Annotated in this window: 16 protein-coding genes; 10 read left to right on the top strand and 6 right to left on the bottom strand. The window is 60.4% G+C overall.

The window, feature by feature from the left end:
• Nucleotides 1–324 precede the first annotated feature (324 nt).
• The 3 genes from NF676_RS12295 (at nucleotide 325) to NF676_RS12285 (ending at nucleotide 3,518) form a co-directional block, all read left to right on the top strand.
• Complete coding sequence (locus NF676_RS12295) at nucleotides 325–1,188, top strand: LysR family transcriptional regulator (RefSeq protein ID WP_056785192.1); 864 nt, start codon at nucleotides 325–327, stop codon at nucleotides 1,186–1,188.
• A gap of 111 nt (nucleotides 1,189–1,299) precedes the next feature.
• On the top strand, nucleotides 1,300–2,445 hold the full coding sequence (locus NF676_RS12290; RefSeq protein WP_252887801.1) for a sterol desaturase/SRPBCC family protein: 1,146 nt from the start codon (nucleotides 1,300–1,302) through the stop codon (nucleotides 2,443–2,445).
• The gene (locus NF676_RS12285; protein WP_236169002.1) at nucleotides 2,442–3,518 is read left to right on the top strand and encodes an SMP-30/gluconolactonase/LRE family protein; all 1,077 of its coding nucleotides are present in this window, start codon (nucleotides 2,442–2,444) and stop codon (nucleotides 3,516–3,518) included. Before NF676_RS12290 ends, NF676_RS12285 begins: the two co-directional genes overlap by 4 nt.
• A 131-nt stretch (nucleotides 3,519–3,649) precedes the next feature.
• Here NF676_RS12285 and NF676_RS12280 read toward each other — a convergent pair whose 3' ends face one another.
• Both NF676_RS12280 and NF676_RS12275 read right to left on the bottom strand, forming a co-directional pair.
• Nucleotides 3,650–3,814, bottom strand: coding sequence for a hypothetical protein (locus NF676_RS12280; RefSeq protein ID WP_016774471.1), 165 nt, complete (start codon nucleotides 3,812–3,814; stop codon nucleotides 3,650–3,652).
• A 99-nt stretch (nucleotides 3,815–3,913) separates the two neighbouring features.
• Entirely contained in the window at nucleotides 3,914–4,168 is a 255-nt protein-coding gene (locus NF676_RS12275; RefSeq protein WP_041478686.1) for a DUF465 domain-containing protein, read from the bottom strand.
• 204 nt (nucleotides 4,169–4,372) lie between these two features.
• On the opposite strand from NF676_RS12275, the gene NF676_RS12270 reads away from it, so the two are divergent.
• The gene (locus tag NF676_RS12270) at nucleotides 4,373–4,894 is read left to right on the top strand and encodes a DUF4142 domain-containing protein (RefSeq protein WP_056785185.1); all 522 of its coding nucleotides are present in this window, start codon (nucleotides 4,373–4,375) and stop codon (nucleotides 4,892–4,894) included.
• Between the two features lie 56 nt (nucleotides 4,895–4,950).
• On the opposite strand, the gene NF676_RS12265 is transcribed toward NF676_RS12270, so the two are convergent.
• The gene (locus NF676_RS12265) at nucleotides 4,951–5,214 is read right to left on the bottom strand and encodes a hypothetical protein (RefSeq protein ID WP_110647015.1); all 264 of its coding nucleotides are present in this window, start codon (nucleotides 5,212–5,214) and stop codon (nucleotides 4,951–4,953) included.
• Between the two features lie 260 nt (nucleotides 5,215–5,474).
• Here NF676_RS12265 and NF676_RS12260 point away from each other — a divergent pair, with 260 nt between their 5' ends.
• Genes NF676_RS12260 through NF676_RS12235 form a run of 6 tightly spaced genes read left to right on the top strand, consistent with a single transcriptional unit; the run spans nucleotide 5,475 to nucleotide 10,903 of the window.
• Nucleotides 5,475–6,326: an STAS domain-containing protein gene (locus tag NF676_RS12260; protein ID WP_041478684.1), complete on the top strand. Its 852-nt coding sequence runs from the start codon at nucleotides 5,475–5,477 to the stop codon at nucleotides 6,324–6,326.
• A 2-nt stretch (nucleotides 6,327–6,328) separates the two neighbouring features.
• Nucleotides 6,329–6,691 carry an STAS domain-containing protein gene (locus NF676_RS12255; RefSeq protein WP_056785183.1) on the top strand — a complete coding sequence of 121 codons (363 nt, stop codon included), beginning with the start codon at nucleotides 6,329–6,331 and terminating at the stop codon, nucleotides 6,689–6,691.
• Nucleotides 6,688–7,092: an anti-sigma regulatory factor gene (locus tag NF676_RS12250; protein ID WP_016774465.1), complete on the top strand. Its 405-nt coding sequence runs from the start codon at nucleotides 6,688–6,690 to the stop codon at nucleotides 7,090–7,092. Before NF676_RS12255 ends, NF676_RS12250 begins: the two co-directional genes overlap by 4 nt.
• Nucleotides 7,089–8,102 (top strand): ATP-binding protein, encoded by a 1,014-nt coding sequence (locus NF676_RS12245; RefSeq protein ID WP_252869337.1) that lies wholly within the window; start codon nucleotides 7,089–7,091, stop codon nucleotides 8,100–8,102. Before NF676_RS12250 ends, NF676_RS12245 begins: the two co-directional genes overlap by 4 nt.
• Nucleotides 8,095–8,970, top strand: a complete 876-nt coding sequence (locus NF676_RS12240; protein ID WP_252869336.1) for a sensor histidine kinase — start codon at nucleotides 8,095–8,097, stop codon at nucleotides 8,968–8,970. The genes NF676_RS12245 and NF676_RS12240 overlap by 8 nt, the downstream gene beginning before the upstream one ends.
• Nucleotides 8,960–10,903 carry a response regulator gene (locus NF676_RS12235; protein WP_252869335.1) on the top strand — a complete coding sequence of 648 codons (1,944 nt, stop codon included), beginning with the start codon at nucleotides 8,960–8,962 and terminating at the stop codon, nucleotides 10,901–10,903. The genes NF676_RS12240 and NF676_RS12235 overlap by 11 nt, the downstream gene beginning before the upstream one ends.
• Before the next feature lie 122 nt (nucleotides 10,904–11,025).
• Here NF676_RS12235 and NF676_RS12230 read toward each other — a convergent pair whose 3' ends face one another.
• The 3 genes from NF676_RS12230 to NF676_RS12220 form a co-directional block, all read right to left on the bottom strand.
• Nucleotides 11,026–13,659 (bottom strand): excinuclease ABC subunit UvrA, encoded by a 2,634-nt coding sequence (locus tag NF676_RS12230; RefSeq protein ID WP_252877988.1) that lies wholly within the window; start codon nucleotides 13,657–13,659, stop codon nucleotides 11,026–11,028.
• A gap of 38 nt (nucleotides 13,660–13,697) precedes the next feature.
• A complete protein-coding gene (locus tag NF676_RS12225; protein ID WP_252883691.1) occupies nucleotides 13,698–15,809 on the bottom strand; it encodes an ATP-binding protein in 2,112 nt (703 codons plus the stop codon).
• A 135-nt stretch (nucleotides 15,810–15,944) separates the two neighbouring features.
• A complete protein-coding gene (locus tag NF676_RS12220; protein ID WP_076563214.1) occupies nucleotides 15,945–16,634 on the bottom strand; it encodes a GntR family transcriptional regulator in 690 nt (229 codons plus the stop codon).
• Between the last annotated feature and the right edge of the window lie 118 nt (nucleotides 16,635–16,752).

The raw sequence follows: 16,752 nt of genomic DNA, 5'->3' as shown, positions 1-16,752 counted from the left end.
CGCGGTCGTCGCGCCAGTAATGGCGAGGCGAGTAAGCAGGCGTATGGCTTTCAATCAGTGGGATTCGCATAGTCCATCCTTTGTCCAGGTCCAGAGCGATCTGTGCGCTCGATGACTTCAATGTCAGGACTGATCCTATAGATCCGGCGTCCGACGACCAACCTGAAAAAGTCGTCAGAAATATCCCCTCATCTGATCAAAACGCTCCTGTTTCCGTAGGACTGAAACGCAATTTTCAGCGGTTCAGTCCATTGCTGCTTTCAAGTTGGGGAGAGGGACTTTTGACTTACAATGCGCCCCACCTTCAGATATCGGCCCTGCCCCATGGACATCGACCTCGCCCGCACTTTCCTCGAAATCGTCCGCCACGGCAGTCTTGCCGCCGCCGCGCAGAAGCTGTTCGTCACGCAAACGGCGATCACCGCACGGGTGCAGAAACTCGAGGGCCAGTTGGGCAGCACGCTGTTCGTGCGCAATCGCGCCGGGGCGAAGTTGACGGCCAATGGCGAAGCGTTCGTGGTCTACGCCAATCAACTGGTGCAGACCTGGGAAGCCGCGCGCCGCGACTTGCCGCTGCCCGAGGGTTATCACAACGTTCTGCACATTGGCGGTGAGGTCAGCCTGTGCAACCCGTTAATGCTCAGTTGGGCGGCGGAACTTCGGGAGAAAATCCCCGGCCACGCACTGCGCATGGAAATTCGCGACGGCGAAAATCTTTTGCGTCAGCTCGAACTCGGTGTGCTCGATGCGGCGCTGGTTTATCAACCGGAATACTGGCCGGGATTGCAGGTCGAGCAAGTGCTGGAGGAAAAACTGATTCTGGTGCGCGCGCCCGAGCGTCCGGAGCCTTACGTCTACATCGATTGGGGACCGGACTTTCGTCGTCAGCACGACGCCGCCCTGCCGGAAAAAGCCAAAGCCGCGCTGAGCTTCAACCTTGGCCCGCTGGCCCTGCAATACATCCTCGAACATGGTGGCAGCGGTTATTTCCGTACCCGGGTCGTGCGCACTTATCTGGAGACCGGCGCACTGGAAGCCGTCACCAAAGCCCCGGAATTCGGTTATCCGACCTATCTGGTGTATTCCCGCGATCGCGATTCGGCAGTGCTGCAACAGGCTTTCGATTTGTTGCGCGAGGTGATCCGCACCGATGACGACTGGTCGCAGCGCTGGAACCCGTTGAGCTGACGGGCAGCTTCAGTCCAGAGCATGGCGCTTAAGGCCGCGAGGTTCGCCCTGCACAAGTCAGCGGATCGGCTAATCTGCCGGGTATAACAACAATACCCGCAGGTGAAAGCGTTGAGGCAGACCACCGAGGCATTCCGCAGCCGCTACCGTGCGGCCATTCATCCTTTATACAATCCGTGGTTGCATGGCGCGTTCGTGTTGCTGTTCGGCATTTTCGCCGTCGCTGCGTTCTGGCGCACGGTGCATTCAGTGAGCTGGCTGGAATGGCTGACCGTGCCGCTGAGCCTGTTGTTGTTCAACTTCGGCGTGTACATGGTCCATCGTCATCTGGGCCATCACAAAAAAGCTTTCGCAAAGCTGTTCTACGCACGACATGCCGGCGACCATCACAGCTTTTTCACCCCCGGCCATATGACCTACGACAGCGCGCGGGACTGGCGAGTGATTCTGTTTCCAGCCTGGCTGATCGTCATTCATACGCTATTGATCACCCTGCCCCTCTGGTGGCTGCTCGCGCAGGTCAACGCCAATGTCGCCGGGCTGTTTGCCGGGTGCATGGTGCTCGGTTATCTGCTCTATGAGGTATTCCATGCCTGTGAACATCTGCCACCGCAGAATCCGTTGACTCGTTTGCCGTGGATTCGCCAGATGCGCCGTCTGCACGAACTGCATCACCGCCGCGAGCGTATGCAGGAGCGCAATTTCAACATCGTTCTGCCCTTGATGGACTACCTGTTCGGCACGCTGTACCGCGAGCCGGAACCCGCCCCTTTGAGTTATTCGAAAATGCCCATGACGCGCATGCAGCACCAGATCGATATCGCCGGCGAACCGGTCGCCGTGCTGGCTTATGCCGCCAGCGTCAGTCACTGGCCGGACTGGCATCCCTCCTCATTGAAGATTGACGGTGCGCAAGGTCCACTGCATGCCGGTGCACGTTTCGAAGAGGACATCCATGCCGGCGGACGTGCCGGTCACTTGCGTTGGGAGGTTACTGAATATCTGCCGGGCCGGCGCTGGTGCGCACGCGCGCAAAGTGATCAGGGCTTGTCCCTGCGGTTGACTTACGAGTGCTCAGCGGAGGCTGGCGGCACGCGTTTCGTGCGCACGCTGGAATATCGCTTTGACGGTTTGCTCATGCGTCTTGCCAATCGCCTGCTGCTCAAGCGGCGCATCGAGCGCGAATCTGCCGCATCCATGCTCGCCCTGCGCGACATGGCTGCGCAGTTTATCGGCGCGGCGAGGGCCAGCGCGTGAAATTACGTTATGTGCTGTGCCTGCTGATCGTTCTCGTCATCGCCTTCTTGTTGTTGCTGCCGACCAAGGTCGAACCGGTCGCCTGGACGCCGCCACCGGCGCCCTCGCTGAAAGACGGGATCTACGCGGACAACCAGCGCCTCAAAGCTGTGGCGAAGGTCGGGCCGAGCGACATCGAAGGGCCTGAGGCGTTGCTACTGGAAGACGAATTCCTCATCACCGGATTGCATGACGGCAGGCTCATCCGTAGCAGCCTCGACGGTACGCAGCGCAAGGTCCTGGCCGACACCGGTGGCCGTCCACTGGGCCTGGCCCGTCATCCGAATGGCATGCTGGTAGTTGCCGATGCGGTCAAAGGCTTGCTGTCGCTGGATGCGCAGGGCCGCGTGATTCCGTTGACCACCGAGGCCAACGGCGTGCCATTTGGATTTACCGATGATGTAGCGGTCGACAAGTCAGGCCACTACGCCTACTTCAGCGATGCCTCGAGCCGTTGGGGCTATGGTCATGACGGCGAGGCGATCATTGAGCACGGCGCCGACGGACGTCTGCTGCGCTACGACTTTCAAACCGGCAAGACCAGCGTCTTGCTCGACAAGTTGCAGTTTGCCAATGGCGTCACTCTTGGTCCGGACGAGGCCTATGTGCTGGTCAACGAGACCGGTGCTTACCGCATCAGTCGCTACTGGCTGAGCGGGCCGAAGGCCGGTACCCATGATGTGTTCATCGACAACTTGCCAGGGCTTCCGGACAACCTCTCGTTCAATGGCAGCAATCGCTTTTGGGTAGCGCTGTATGCGCCGCGCAATGCCTTGCTCGATGGCACCGCTGAACACCCGTTCGTGCGTAAGATGATCGTGCGGGCTTTGACGGTTTTACCCAAGCCTGTCGAAAAGCGTGGGTTTGTGCTGGGACTGGATCTGGACGGCAAGGTGATTGCCAATCTGCAGGACGCGAGCGAAGGCAATTATTCGCCGATTACCACGGTGCGCGAGTATGGGCAGTGGTTGTATTTCGGCTCGTTGAAGGCCATGCATATGGGGCGAATGGGGTTGGATGCGGCGCTTAAGTAAAACAGAAAAATTTTCACCGTATGGACCGACGATATCGCTGGCAAGCCAGCTCCCACAGTGTCCGTGTGAACTCCAAATATGTGTTCACCAGATGAACCTGTGGGAGCTGGCTTGCCAGCGATAGCGGTCTGTCAGTTGCCGGACCGGTCGAACTTCTCCGGATCTTCATCCTCCGGCAGTTCTTTCACGGTTTTTTCCGGATGCGCTGTGGTATGCGCCGGGCTGTTCGGTTCAGGACGGGTAGGAATCGGGTCGAAACCACCCTGCTCTTCACTGGGGAATTTGGGGTCGTTCATATGGCACCTCGCAACGAGTCGATGGTTTGCAGACTCTGCACATTGGAGGTGCCATTGGCCGTAGCCGTTCCCTTCAGAAAATGACCACGGGTCGGGCGACTACTGTCCCGTCAGCGGCTGCCCGGCGAGTTGAGCAACGATCTGTTCCTTGACGATCACGCGCTTCTCTTTGAGCTTTTTCAATTCGTCGTCAGTGGGGGCGTCTGACTGGGCGTTCTCGGCTTCGACCACGGCTTTATCCACGTCGAAATACTTGTTGAGCAGCGAATCCAGCTTCGGATCCTCGGAGCGTTTTTGCTCGATCTCTTCCTTCTTGCAGCCCAGGTCCTGATACAGATCATGTGAAACCGGCATGAAACACCTCCATCAATTTGATCGACAACCAGCGCGACCGATGCGCCGACTCATTATCAGCATGGCCTTGCCCGATGACTTCTGTCGACTCCCTGTCAGACCAGCGGTTGCCGTTCGTCGCCCTGTCGTAAATGCGATAAAACCTTTGGCGTCTGCGCTCGCTCCATTGGATAACGCTCACAAAAACCTGCGTGGAGATACCCAATGGACGGATTCAACCTGCGTCATCTCGCTCTGGCTGTTGCACTGTCTGCCGGCATGGGCAGCGCCTTTGCCGCAACCGACAACGACTTTGTCGACAATGCCGCCGCTGGTGGCATCGCCGAAATCGAAACCAGCAAGCTGGCACTGGAAAAAAGCCAGTCAGCCGACATCAAAGCCTTCGCTAACCAAATGATCGCTGATCACACCAAGGCCAATGAAGAGCTGAAGAAGATCGCGACCACCAATGACATCGAAGTCCCTGACGACACCACCCTGGTCAAGCAGGCCAAGGAAAAAATTCTCGACATGCGCGATGAATCCTTCGATGCGGCCTACGCCAACAACCAGGTCAAGGCTCACGAAGAGACCATCGAGCTGTTCAAGAAGCAGGCGAACACCGTGACCGATGACAAGGCCAAGGGCGCTACTGAGCTGAAAGCGTTCGCGCAGAAGATGCTGCCAGCGCTGGAAAAACACCTGGCCCACGCCAAAGAGCTGCAAGCCAAACATCCGAGCAAGTAACCGGCCGGCAATAAAAAGGCCGCATCCTTCGATGCGGCCTTTTTGCGTTTCAGCGATCAACCACCATCGGTGTCGATATCGGCGTCAGTGCTTTCGCCCGGTTCAGGACGGTCCGGGTCAGGCTTGAAGCCGGGGCTGAAATCGTTGCTGTTGTCGTTGTGATGCTGCTTTTGATCGACCTCGGCAGCCGCGCTGTCCGCCTGCCCTTCTTCAACCGGCGCGGGAGTATTTTGCCCCGGCGTTTGCGGGTCGATGGCCGGGTCGTTGCGGTTAATTGACTCTGAGGACTGATTTTGCTGTTGCGGCGCTTGCTCGTTCATATCCACCTCATTCATAGTCCTGCCTCCTTCTTCCAGCACGACTGGAAAACGTCGGGCATGCAGATTCGAAGCCTGACGCCGTAGATTCGTTCAAAAGATCGTTGCCTGCCGCCACGCCGACTAGAGTTAGCGGGGCGTTCGACGCGGCAGGCAGAAAAATTCATCGCTAGCTGAACAACTATTTCAAGCGGTAAATGTCAGTCAAATCGCGCCGGTCATTTCGCCGAGCCGGCCCATATACGTAACGGAGCGACACGCACATGGCAGCACTGCAGAACAGCACAGTTGAAGCAATCAAGAACAACCAGACTCAGCTGTTGAGCGAGTGGACCAAACGCCTCGAAGCCAGCGGCGCCACACGCAACCTCAAGGAACACGACCTCGCTCAGCAAACCCGCGACTTGCTGGGCCTGCTCCTGGCGGGTCTGGAAAACGGCAACGGCAGCAAGATTGCCGCTGCGGGCTGGGAGGATACCCGTCAGTTCCTTGAAAAGCTGTCGCAGAGCCGTGCCCTCCTCGGCCAGGATTCCCAGCAAACCGCAAACTTCATCTTCGCCTTGAAAGGCCCGTTGTTCGCCCTGCTGCAAAACCATTATCAGGACCAGCCGGCACTGCTTGCCGAGCAATTGCTGGAAGTCTCCGAATTGCTCGACACCGTCGGTATGCACACCATCGGCACCTTCCAGAAATCCCGTGAAGCGGTGATCAAGCGTCAACAGGAAGAGCTGCTGGAACTGTCGACTCCGGTGGTCAAGCTGTGGGATGGCGTCCTCGCCCTGCCAATGATCGGCACCCTCGATTCGCAGCGCACCCAAGTAGTCATGGAATCGCTGCTGCAACGCATCGTCGACACCGGTTCGGAAATCGCCATCATCGACATCACCGGCGTGCCAACCGTCGACACTCTGGTCGCCCAGCACTTGCTGAAAACCGTGACCGCGATCCGCCTGATGGGCGCTGACTGCATCATCAGCGGCGTGCGTCCACAGATTGCGCAAACCATCGTTCACCTGGGTCTGGATCTGCAAGGCGTAGTGACCAAGGCCAATCTGGCCGACGCATTGAAACTGGCCCTGACCCGCTTGGGTGTCAGCCTCGTCAAGACGGCTTGACCATGGAACGTATTCCGATTCTTCAAATGGGCGATATCTTGCTGGTGACCATTCAGGTCGACATGCATGACCAACTCGCCCTGACCCTGCAGGACGATCTGTCCGAGCGCATCAGCCGGACATCCGCCCGGGGCGTGCTGATCGACATCACGGCGCTGGACATGGTCGATTCGTTCATCGGGCGCATGATCGGCGACATTTCCGGGCTGTCGAAAATCATGGACGCCAAAACCGTGCTGGTCGGCATGCAGCCGGCAGTGGCGATCACGCTCGTTGAGCTGGGCATGACTTTGCCAGACGTGAGCACCGCCCTGAACGTCGAACGCGGGATGAAACTGCTGCGGGAACGAGTACTTGCACAATGACCGTGCGCAGTAGCGGTACGCAACCCATTCTCATTGAACAGGACGTAGTGCTGGCCCGCCAGACCACGCGCAAACTCGCCACCGAATGTGGCATGCGCCTGATCGACCTGACCAAACTGGTGACCGCTGTCAGTGAGCTGGCGCGTAACACCATGGTCTACGGCGGCGGCGGCGACATGGACTGGCAGATTCTCGAGGAAAACGGCCGGGTCGGTTTGCGCATCACCTTCCGCGACGAAGGCCCTGGCATCCCCGACATCAAACTGGCGATGACCGACGGCTGGACCTCCGGCAGCGGGTTGGGCCTTGGCCTGACTGGCGCCAAGCGCCTGGTCAATGAATTCGAACTCGACACTGAGCCCGGCAAAGGCACGCGCATTACGATCACACGATGGACATGAATATCACCGGGTCGTTGACCCAGGTTCTGCCGATCGAGGACAGCAGCCAGATCGGCCACGCCCGGCGCACCGCGCAGAAACTCGCCGAGCAGCATGGCTTCGACGAAAACGATGCCGGCCGCGTGGCGCTGGTCGCGACCGAACTGGCCAGCAACGTGCTCAAGCATGCCCAGCGTGGTGAATTTCACCTGCGTGTACTGGCTCGGCCGGATAGCGGCTTCGGCATCGAAATGCAGACCGTGGATCGGGCGCAGGGCTTTGATCTGGATGCCTGTCTGGCGGATGGCTTTTCCACTGGCGGCACACAAGGCATCGGCCTCGGCGCCGTATCGCGGCAGACCAGTGTCTTCGATGTCTACGCCGACCACCGTGGCGCGGTGTTGCTGGCGCGAATTTTTCCGCGCAGCGATCGTCAGGCCGATATCCGCTTCGGCGTCAGCCAGCATTCGCTGCATGCCGATCCAGCCTGCGGCGATGTCTGGCATCTGGCGTATGAAGGCTCGCGGATCAGCGCGCTGGTGGTCGATGGCCTCGGTCATGGCGAAGACGCCGAGCGCGCAGGCCTGGCCGGGGCGCAGGCATTCGCCCGGGCACCGTTTGCCGATCCAGTGGTATTGATGGAAGACCTGCATCAGGAAATGCTCGGCACCCGTGGCGGCGCCGTCGCTTTCGCGCAGTTTGACAGCCAGCGCGACGGCCTGACGTTCGCCGGTGTCGGTAACATCGGCGCCAGTCTGCTGGAGCCTGGCAAATCCCGCGGTCTGGCCTCACATCCCGGTATCGTTGGCGGCCAGTACCGTAAAGCCAAACCCTTTGACTATGCTCACGTGAACGGACATTTATTGATCATGTACAGCGACGGCCTACAGTCCCGTTGGAATCTTGCAGACTACCCCGGCCTGGTGCATCGCCATCCTGCCGTGATAGCCAGCGTCCTGCACCGCGACTTTTGTCGTGGCCGCGATGACGTGACGGTGCTGGTCGTGGCTCTGGAGGCCGCCCATGGCTGAATCGACAACCCTGAGCCCTGCTGAACAGGCGGCGCTCATCGCTCAGTTGCAGCGCGAAACCACTGCCCTGCGCGAAGAACTCGATGAAACCAACCAGGGTGTTCTGGCGCTGTACGCCGAGCTCGACAATCAGGCCGAAGAACTGCGTCAGGCATCGGATCTCAAGAGCCGTTTCCTGTCGTACATGAGCCATGAATTCCGCACGCCGCTGGGCTCGATACTGAGCATCAACAGTCTGCTCGCTGACGAACTCGACGGTCCGCTCAGCCCTGAACAGCACAAGCAGGTAGCCTTCGTCAGCACCGCTGCCCGCGAGCTCAGCGACATGGTTGATGACCTGCTCGATCTGGCGAAGATCGAAGCCGGGCGCATCAGCATTTCCCCGGCCTGGTTCGACATGTTCGACCTGTTCTCCGCCCTGCGCGGGATGTTCCGGCCAATCGTCGACGCCTCGGCGGTGGATCTGATCTTCGAAGAGCCACTGGGCCTGCCGCGCCTGTATACCGATGACAAGAAGCTCGGGCAGATCCTGCGCAACTTCATTTCCAACTCACTGAAATTCACCACCCGTGGCGAAGTGCGGGTATCGGCGCGAATGGAAGGTGAAGACAAAGTGCGCTTTGCCGTCAGCGACACCGGCATCGGCATCGCGGCCGAACTGCATGACACGCTGTTCGAAGACTTCTCCCAAGTCGATTCGCCATTGCAGAAACGTCTGCGCGGCACCGGTCTGGGTCTGTCACTGTGCAAGCGTTTCGCCGCCCTGCTCGGCGGTGAAGTCGGGGTAGACAGTACGCCGGGCGTCGGCTCGACGTTCTTTGTCATCATCCCGCTGGCGATCGCTCTGGAGAACGTCGATGAATCGTGACATCCGCCTGTTGATCGTCGATGACAACGTCGCCACCCGTTACGCCCTGCGCCGGCGCTTGGAGCGCCATGGCTACACGGTGCTCGAAGCCGGCACCGGCAGCGACGGCCTGGCCCTGATCGAGGGCGAAGCCCTCGATGCGTTGATCCTCGACGTCAACCTGCCGGACATGAGCGGTTTCGACATCGTCCGCCTGCTGCGCGCCGACCCGGGCACCGCGCTGCTGCCAGTGATTCATGTGTCAGCGGCGTCGATCCAGACCGGCGATATCATCACTGGTCTCAACGCGGGTGCCGATGCCTATCTGATTCACCCGGTCGACCCCGATGTGCTCTTGGCGACCCTGCGTACCCTGCTGCGGGTGCGCGACACGGAAAATGCCCTGCGCGAAAGCGAGGCGCGTTTCCGCGAGATTTTTGCCAACGTCTCGGCACCGATCGCCGTGCTCGATGCCAATCTGAAAGTGCATGAATGCAACCACGCCTTTGCCCAGTTGATCGTCGACAACCGCGACGCGCAGGCGCTGCGTGAATGCTTTGCCGAAGATCAATGCTCGATCCTCGATGAACTGCGTCTGCGTCTGGTCGACGGCGAGCGCTGGAAAGGCACGCTGAACATGCGTGTGCAGGGCGAGATTCGCGAGACGCAATGGCAGATTTCGCCTTATCGCACCCCGGAACTGAGTCTGGTGTTCGTCGAGGACGTCACCGAACACCGCCACCGCGAGCGCTCGCATCTGGCGCGGCTGGATGACACCACCACGCAACTGGCCAAGGAAGTCGCCGAGCGCGTGCACGCCGAAGCGCAATTGCTGCAAGTGCAGAAAATGGATGCGCTGGGCAAGCTCACCGGCGGTATCGCCCACGACTTCAACAACCTGCTGACCGGGATCATCACCAGCCTGGAACTAATCCAGAAACGCGTGGCCGATGAGCGTCTGGACAAGGTGCAGTTCTATACCGAAGCAGCGCTGAACTCAGCCATGAGCGCGGCCTCATTGACCCATCGTCTGCTGGCATTTGCCCGCCAGCAGCCGCTCGATACACGGCCGGTGGACATCAACGAGCATGTCCGCTCGCTGGAAGAATTGCTGGTGCGCACCATCGGCGAGCGCATCACCCTCAAGCTGGAACTGACCAACAAACCGGCGATTGCGCTGGTCGACCCGGTGCAGCTGGAAAGCGCGGTGCTCAACCTGGTGATCAACGCCCGTGATGCCCTGCCCTCGGGCGGCAATATCTGGGTCAATACTTACGCCGCTTATTCCCATGGCGATCCGAATCTGGCCGATGGCGCGTACGTGGCGCTGTCGGTACGCGACGACGGCACCGGCATCGAACACAACGTGATCGACAAGGTGTTCGAACCGTTTTTCACCACCAAGCCTTTGGGCCAGGGCACCGGGCTCGGTCTGTCGACGATCTACGGTTTTGCCCGTCAGTCGGGCGGTGACGCGCACATCCGCAGCGTCGCCCGACGTGGCACCGAAGTGACCATCATGCTGCCCGGCACCAACGACCCGACCGGGGCCGATGCGCCTGTGCCCGTGCCTGACGCGAAAGGCAGTGGCGAGCATGTGCTGATCGTCGAGGACATGGCCACGGTGCGCTTGTTCGTCACCGAAGTGCTGGAGGATGCCGGCTATCGCTGCACGCAAGCGGCGGATATCGAATCGGCGCTGGAGCGCTTGCAGAACGACCCGTCGATCGACCTGCTGCTGACCGACGTCGGCCTGCCGCGCATGAGCGGGCGGGAGTTGGCGGATGTTGCCCGTGGCTGGCACGAAGGGCTGCCGATCCTGTTCATGACCGGCTACGCCGAAACCGCGCTCAACCGCCAGGTCTTCCTCGGTACAGGCATGGACATGCTGGTCAAACCGTTCCAGATCAGCGAACTGCTCGACAAGGTCCGCCGCACGCTGGATGGCGCCTGAACTGGCGCCATCGCTGGCAAGCCAGCTCCCACAGGGGCATCAGTGTGCGCAGATTTTCGGCAACAACTTGAATTTCTGTGGGAGCTGGCTTGCCAGCGATGGCGGCCAGCAAGGCGCTGCAGTTATCGGCTTAAAGCACGGGCAAGAAACGGCGCGGTCTTGCTCTTCTTGCTGGCGGCGACTTTCTGTGGTGTGCCGGCGGCGACGATCCTGCCGCCCTGATCACCGGCGCCGGGGCCGATGTCGATCACCCAGTCGCTCTGCGCGACGACACGCATTTCGTGTTCGACCACAATCACCGTGTGCCCCGCCGTTACCAGCGTATCGAGTTGTTCCAGCAAGCGATCGACATCTCTCGGGTGCAATCCCGTGGTCGGTTCATCCAGTACATACAAGGTCGCACCACGCTGGCTGCGCTGCAACTCGGTCGCCAGTTTGATCCGCTGCGCTTCACCACCGGACAGTTCCGTGGCCGGTTGCCCCAGGCGCAGATAACCCAGGCCGATATCGCGCAGCACTTCCAGCGAACGACGAATCCCCGCCTGTTCGGCAAACACCGCTACCGCTTCATCGACTGTCAGTTGCAGGACTTGGGCGATGCTCAAGCCCTGCCAGAGAATCGCCAATGTCTGCGGGTTATACCGCGCTCCGTGGCAAGTTGGGCACGGCGCATACACGCTGGGCATGAACAGCAATTCCACACTGACAAAACCTTCGCCCTCACACGTGGCGCAACGGCCCTTGGCGACGTTGAAAGAAAACTGCCCGGCATCATAGCCCGCCGCTTGTGCCTCAGGTGTCGCGGCAAACAGCTTGCGCACGTTGTCGAACAACCCCGTGTAAGTCGCCAGATTGGAGCGCGGCGTGCGTCCGATGGGTTTCTGATCAACCTGCACCAGCCGTTTGATCGACTCCAGGCCGGCGCTGATCTGCCCGGTGCTGGGCGGCGGAGTGTCATCTTCCAGGCTCGGCTCTTCTGACTCGGCCTCGGCCACCGGACGGCCCAACTGCGCGCCGACCAGTTCGAGCAAGGCCTGACTGACCAGACTCGATTTGCCAGATCCCGATACGCCGGTCACCGAGGTGAAACAGCCCAAAGGGAATTCGGCGCTAAGATTATTCAGGTTATTGCGCGTCACGCCGTCGAGCTTCAGCCAGCCGCTCGGCTTGCGCGCGGCGCGCTCAGGGCGTTGGTTTTCGGCAAACAGATAAGCGCGGGTCTGCGAATCTGCAATATCAGCAAGTCCCGCAGGCGGACCGCTGTACAGCACGCGCCCGCCCTTCTCGCCCGCCGCTGGGCCGACGTCGATCAGCCAGTCGGCACGGCGCATGGTTTCGACATCGTGTTCGACCACAAACAGCGTGTTGCCGTCGGCCTTCAAGCGCTGCAACGCTTCGAACAGCGCCTCACCATCCGCCGGATGCAGACCGGCAGACGGTTCGTCCAGGACATAAATCACCCCGAACAGCTGCGAACCCAATTGCGTGGCCAGGCGCAAACGCTGCAACTCGCCAGACGACAAGGTCGGCGTACTGCGTTCCAGCGCCAGATAACCCAGGCCGAGATCGGTCAGGGTGCTGACCCGCTCCAGCAAATCCTCAGCGATGCGCTGCGCCGCCAGACGCTTTTCCAGCGACAGGTTCGGCGTATGGCGCACGTCCGGCGCGCTGGCGTGACCGCTGGCCCCATGGGCGACCCGCTGCTGACGCGCCTCGCGGGTTTGCGCATGGCTGAGGGTGTCGCCGCTCTCCTCGGCCTGTTCCAGATAATTTGCCGCTGCTACAGGCCGCAGCACTTCGGCCACTTGCAGCAACGGCATCTGCGACAACTCGCCAATGTCGTAGCCGGCAAAGGTCACCGACAACGCCTCGCGCTTGAGCCGTTTGCCCTCGCACAATGGGCACGGGCTACCGCGCATGAACTGTGAAACACGCTTCTTCATCAGCGCACTTTGCGAGTGAGTGAAGGTGTGCAGGATGTAGCGCCGGGCGCCGGTGAAGGTGCCCTGATAACTCGGTTCCATCTTGCGCTTGAGGGCGACGCGGGTTTCCTCCGGCGTCAGCCCGGCGTACACCGGTACCGTCGGCGTTTCTTCAGTGAAGAGAATCCAGTCGCGTTGCTTTTTCGGCAGTTTCTTCCAGGGAATATCGACATCAATGCCCATGGTCACCAGGATGTCGCGCAGGTTCTGCCCTTGCCAGGCCAAGGGCCAGGACGCCACTGCACGCTGGCGGATGGTCAGGTTCGGGTCCGGCACCATCAGCGCTTCGGTGACTTCATAGACGCGACCAAGTCCATGACACTCCGGACAGGCGCCCTGCGGCGTGTTCGGTGAAAAATCCTCGGCATACAGCATAGGCTGCCCCGGCGGGTAACTCCCGGCCCGGGAATAGAGCATGCGGATCAGGCTCGACAGCGTCGTCACACTGCCCACCGAAGAACGCGCGCTTGGCGTGCCGCGCTGTTGTTGCAGAGCGACGGCAGGCGGCAGTCCTTCGATGGAATCGACATCCGGCACGCCGACCTGATCGATCAGCCGCCGCGCGTACGGCGCCACCGATTCGAAATACCGCCGCTGGGCCTCGGCATACAGAGTGGAAAACGCCAGCGACGACTTGCCCGAACCGGAGACACCGGTGAACACCACCAGCGCATCGCGCGGAATATCGACATCAACGTTCTTCAGGTTATGTTCGCGGGCGCCGCGCACACGAACCATGCCGGCGGGTGCTTTGGAATTGCGCTTGGAAATCATCGGCCTGCCTTGATTGAAAAACTGGGCAGCGCTCGGCATCAGGTGCCGAGCACCTCGCAAATCATCTGCAGTAAAGCTTGCGGGCTGTAGGGTTTGCCGAGCAGATGCGTATCGGGGCTGAGCTGGTGGTCGCGGGAAATGATGTCGCGGGTATGCCCGGAAGTGAACAGCACCGGCACTGGCGGCGTCTGCACCTTGGCCCACGCGGCCAGATCGGAACTCTTGATCAGGCCGGGCATGACCACGTCGGTGAAAATCAGATCGATCTCGATGCCTTCCAGCAGCATCTGCATGGCCACGTCGCCATTGCACGCGGTCATCACCCGATAGCCTTCTTCGCGCAGCAACTCCACCGCCGAAGCGCGCACCGCGTCATTGTCTTCCACCACCAGAATGGTTTCGTGGCCGCCGCTCTTGCGCTCGCCGACACTGGCGGTCTCTTCACGAACCGGACGCAGACTGCGCGGGAAATACAACTGCACCCGCGTGCCTTCGCCGAGCTTGCTGTCGATCTCGACGTGGCCGCCACTCTGTTTGACGAAGCCAAAGACCATGCTCAGACCGAGGCCAGTGCCCTGCCCGTCGGCCTTGGTGGTGAAGAACGGTTCGAAAACCTGTTCCAGCATTTGTGGGGCAATGCCCACGCCGGTGTCGGTGACCGCCACGCGCACATACTCACCGGACGCGATGCCCTTGCCGACGCAGTATTCGCTGTCCAGACAGACATTGGCGGCACTGAGGCCGATAACGCCCTCGCCCTTCATCGCGTCGCGGGCGTTGATGGCCAGGTTGAGAATCGCGTTTTCCAGTTGGTTGCGGTCGACGTTGATGTGCCAGGGCTGCGGCGGCAGTTGCACGTCGATCTGAATGGTTTCGCCCAATGCACGTTGGAGTAATTCGCCCACGCCTTCGAAAATTTGCTCTGGATTGCACACGGCCGGTGACAGCGGTTGCCGCCGGGCAAAGGCCAGCAGTTGCGAAGACAGTTTGGCACCGCGTTCGACCGCCGCCAGCGAAGCCACGACCCGGCGTTGTACGTTGGCATTGTTGGGCTCATGCCGGGCGAGCAGATGCAGGTTGCCAGCGATGACTTGCAGCAGATTGTTGAAGTCGTGGGCAACGCCACCGGTCAGGCCGCCGATGGCTTCGAGCTTCTGCGATTGGCGAAGTTGTTCCTCGGCCGCGAGCCGCGCATTCACTTCGGCCGCCACGCGCTGTTCGAGATTGCGGGTGAATTTGAGCAGTGATTCTTCGGCGTTTTTGCGCTCATGGATGTCGATCAGCACACCGGGAAAGCGAAACGGTTTGCCTTGCTCATCGAACTCGCAGGCACCACTGGCCAACACCCACAGGTACTGGCCGTCGGCCCGCTGCACGCGGTATTCAGCGTTGTACGGCTCGCCAGTGCGCACGCTATGGGCAACTCGCTCCTGCACCCACCGATGATCTTCGGGATGAATGCGCGATTCGGCGATCTCTTGTTGCAGATCGCTCAGGTCCTGATCCGGTGGATAGGAAAAGGTGCGGGCGAAACGTTCGTCAGCGGAGAAGCGATTGTTCTTGATGTCCCAGACAAACGAGCCAAGCAGTGCGCCGGCATTCAGCGCCAGACGCACGCGCTCGTTGTCGGCGCGATAGGCATCTTCGGCCGCCTGACGCAGGCGCTCGGAATGCACCAGTTCGGTGGTTTCGACCACCATCGCCATGACGCCGCCGGGCACGCCTTCGTCGTTGGCCACCGGGCTGTAATACAAGTCCATCCAGACGTCTTCGGGCACGCCGTCGCGAAGCAATACCAGCTCTTTGTTGCGATAGGACAAGGTGCCGCCGGCCAGGCAAGTGTCAACGACGTGGCGGTTGAATTCGGCGACTTCCGGCCAGCCCAGCTCTACCGGCACGCCAAGCAGATAGGGATGGCGGCCACCGGCGAATTCGGAGTAGGCGTCGTTGTAGATCATGTAGCCGGCATGGCCCCAGAGCATCACCATCGGCAGCGGCGAAGCCAGCATCAGCTGCACGGTGTTACACAGACTGGCCGGCCAGTCGGCGAGCGGACCCAGTTCGGTGAGGCTCCAGTCGAACGCACGGATGCGTCCGGCCATTTCGCCTTTCCAGCCCTCACAGCCGTGGCTTTCGGATAAAAACTGCATCGCCTGACTCAGTGTCCTTTTTTGCGGTTTTCCGATCTATCGCAACCCTACAACGACGCGACGCCCGTGTGTTTCGAGGCCCTGAAAACGCATTGGTTTCATTGGAGGTATAGCCGATTTGCGACACAGGGCCATTCAGACGCCAATCAAGTGTTTGAGTGGGTGATAGCCGGTTTTCATTTTTGCAGCAACGTCGAGAATCGCCTTCTCGATTCCGTTGAGGTGCGTGCAGGTCAGCTCGATCGCGGCGCTCTGATTACCGGCCTCGATGTACTCAAGCAAACGCAGGTGTTCATCGTCGCGGCAGGCTTGATGACTGTCGTCATCGAGCGCGGCGGCATACAGCGAAGCGCGCGAGATCAGCTTCTGGAACCAGTCGAGCAGCACCGGATTGTTGAGGCTGCGCGCCAGTTTGAGGTGGAATTCGCCGAGCAGATGGATCAGCCGTTCATGGTCGCCGGCCGCATGGGCGGCATCCTCCAGCAACAAGTGCTCACGCAGATCCTGCATGGCAACGGTGTCTTTGCGCCGGCACAGTTCGGTGACGATGCCGATTTCGATCAACCGCCGGGTTTCGAACAGCGAACGCAGCTCTGCGTCACTGGGCAGCGACACCGATGCACCTTTGTTGGGCTCAGTGGTGACCAGACCATCGGCTTCCAATTGCTTGAGCGCAGCACGCACCGACGTGCGGCTGACATTGAACAACTCGGCCAGCGAGGCCTCACCCAGCTTCATGCCTGGGCGCAACGAACGCTTGCTGATCGCCGCGTAAACCCCTTGGTAGACGCGGTCGACCGTGGTTTCCAGTTTCTTTTCGCTCATTCGAACACTCCTTTGGCGTCGGGCAATTCATCCTGGCAGTGGCTGGCCATGGAGTTGATCGGGTTCCCGTACCGGTGTGAAGCGCAGAATATCTGCCTTCGGCCCAAAGGTGCAGCCT

It is taken from the genome of Pseudomonas siliginis, from assembly GCF_024072275.1.
GTDB lineage: Bacteria > Pseudomonadota > Gammaproteobacteria > Pseudomonadales > Pseudomonadaceae > Aquipseudomonas > Aquipseudomonas siliginis.
This window is presented reverse-complemented; position numbering and strand designations above follow the sequence as displayed.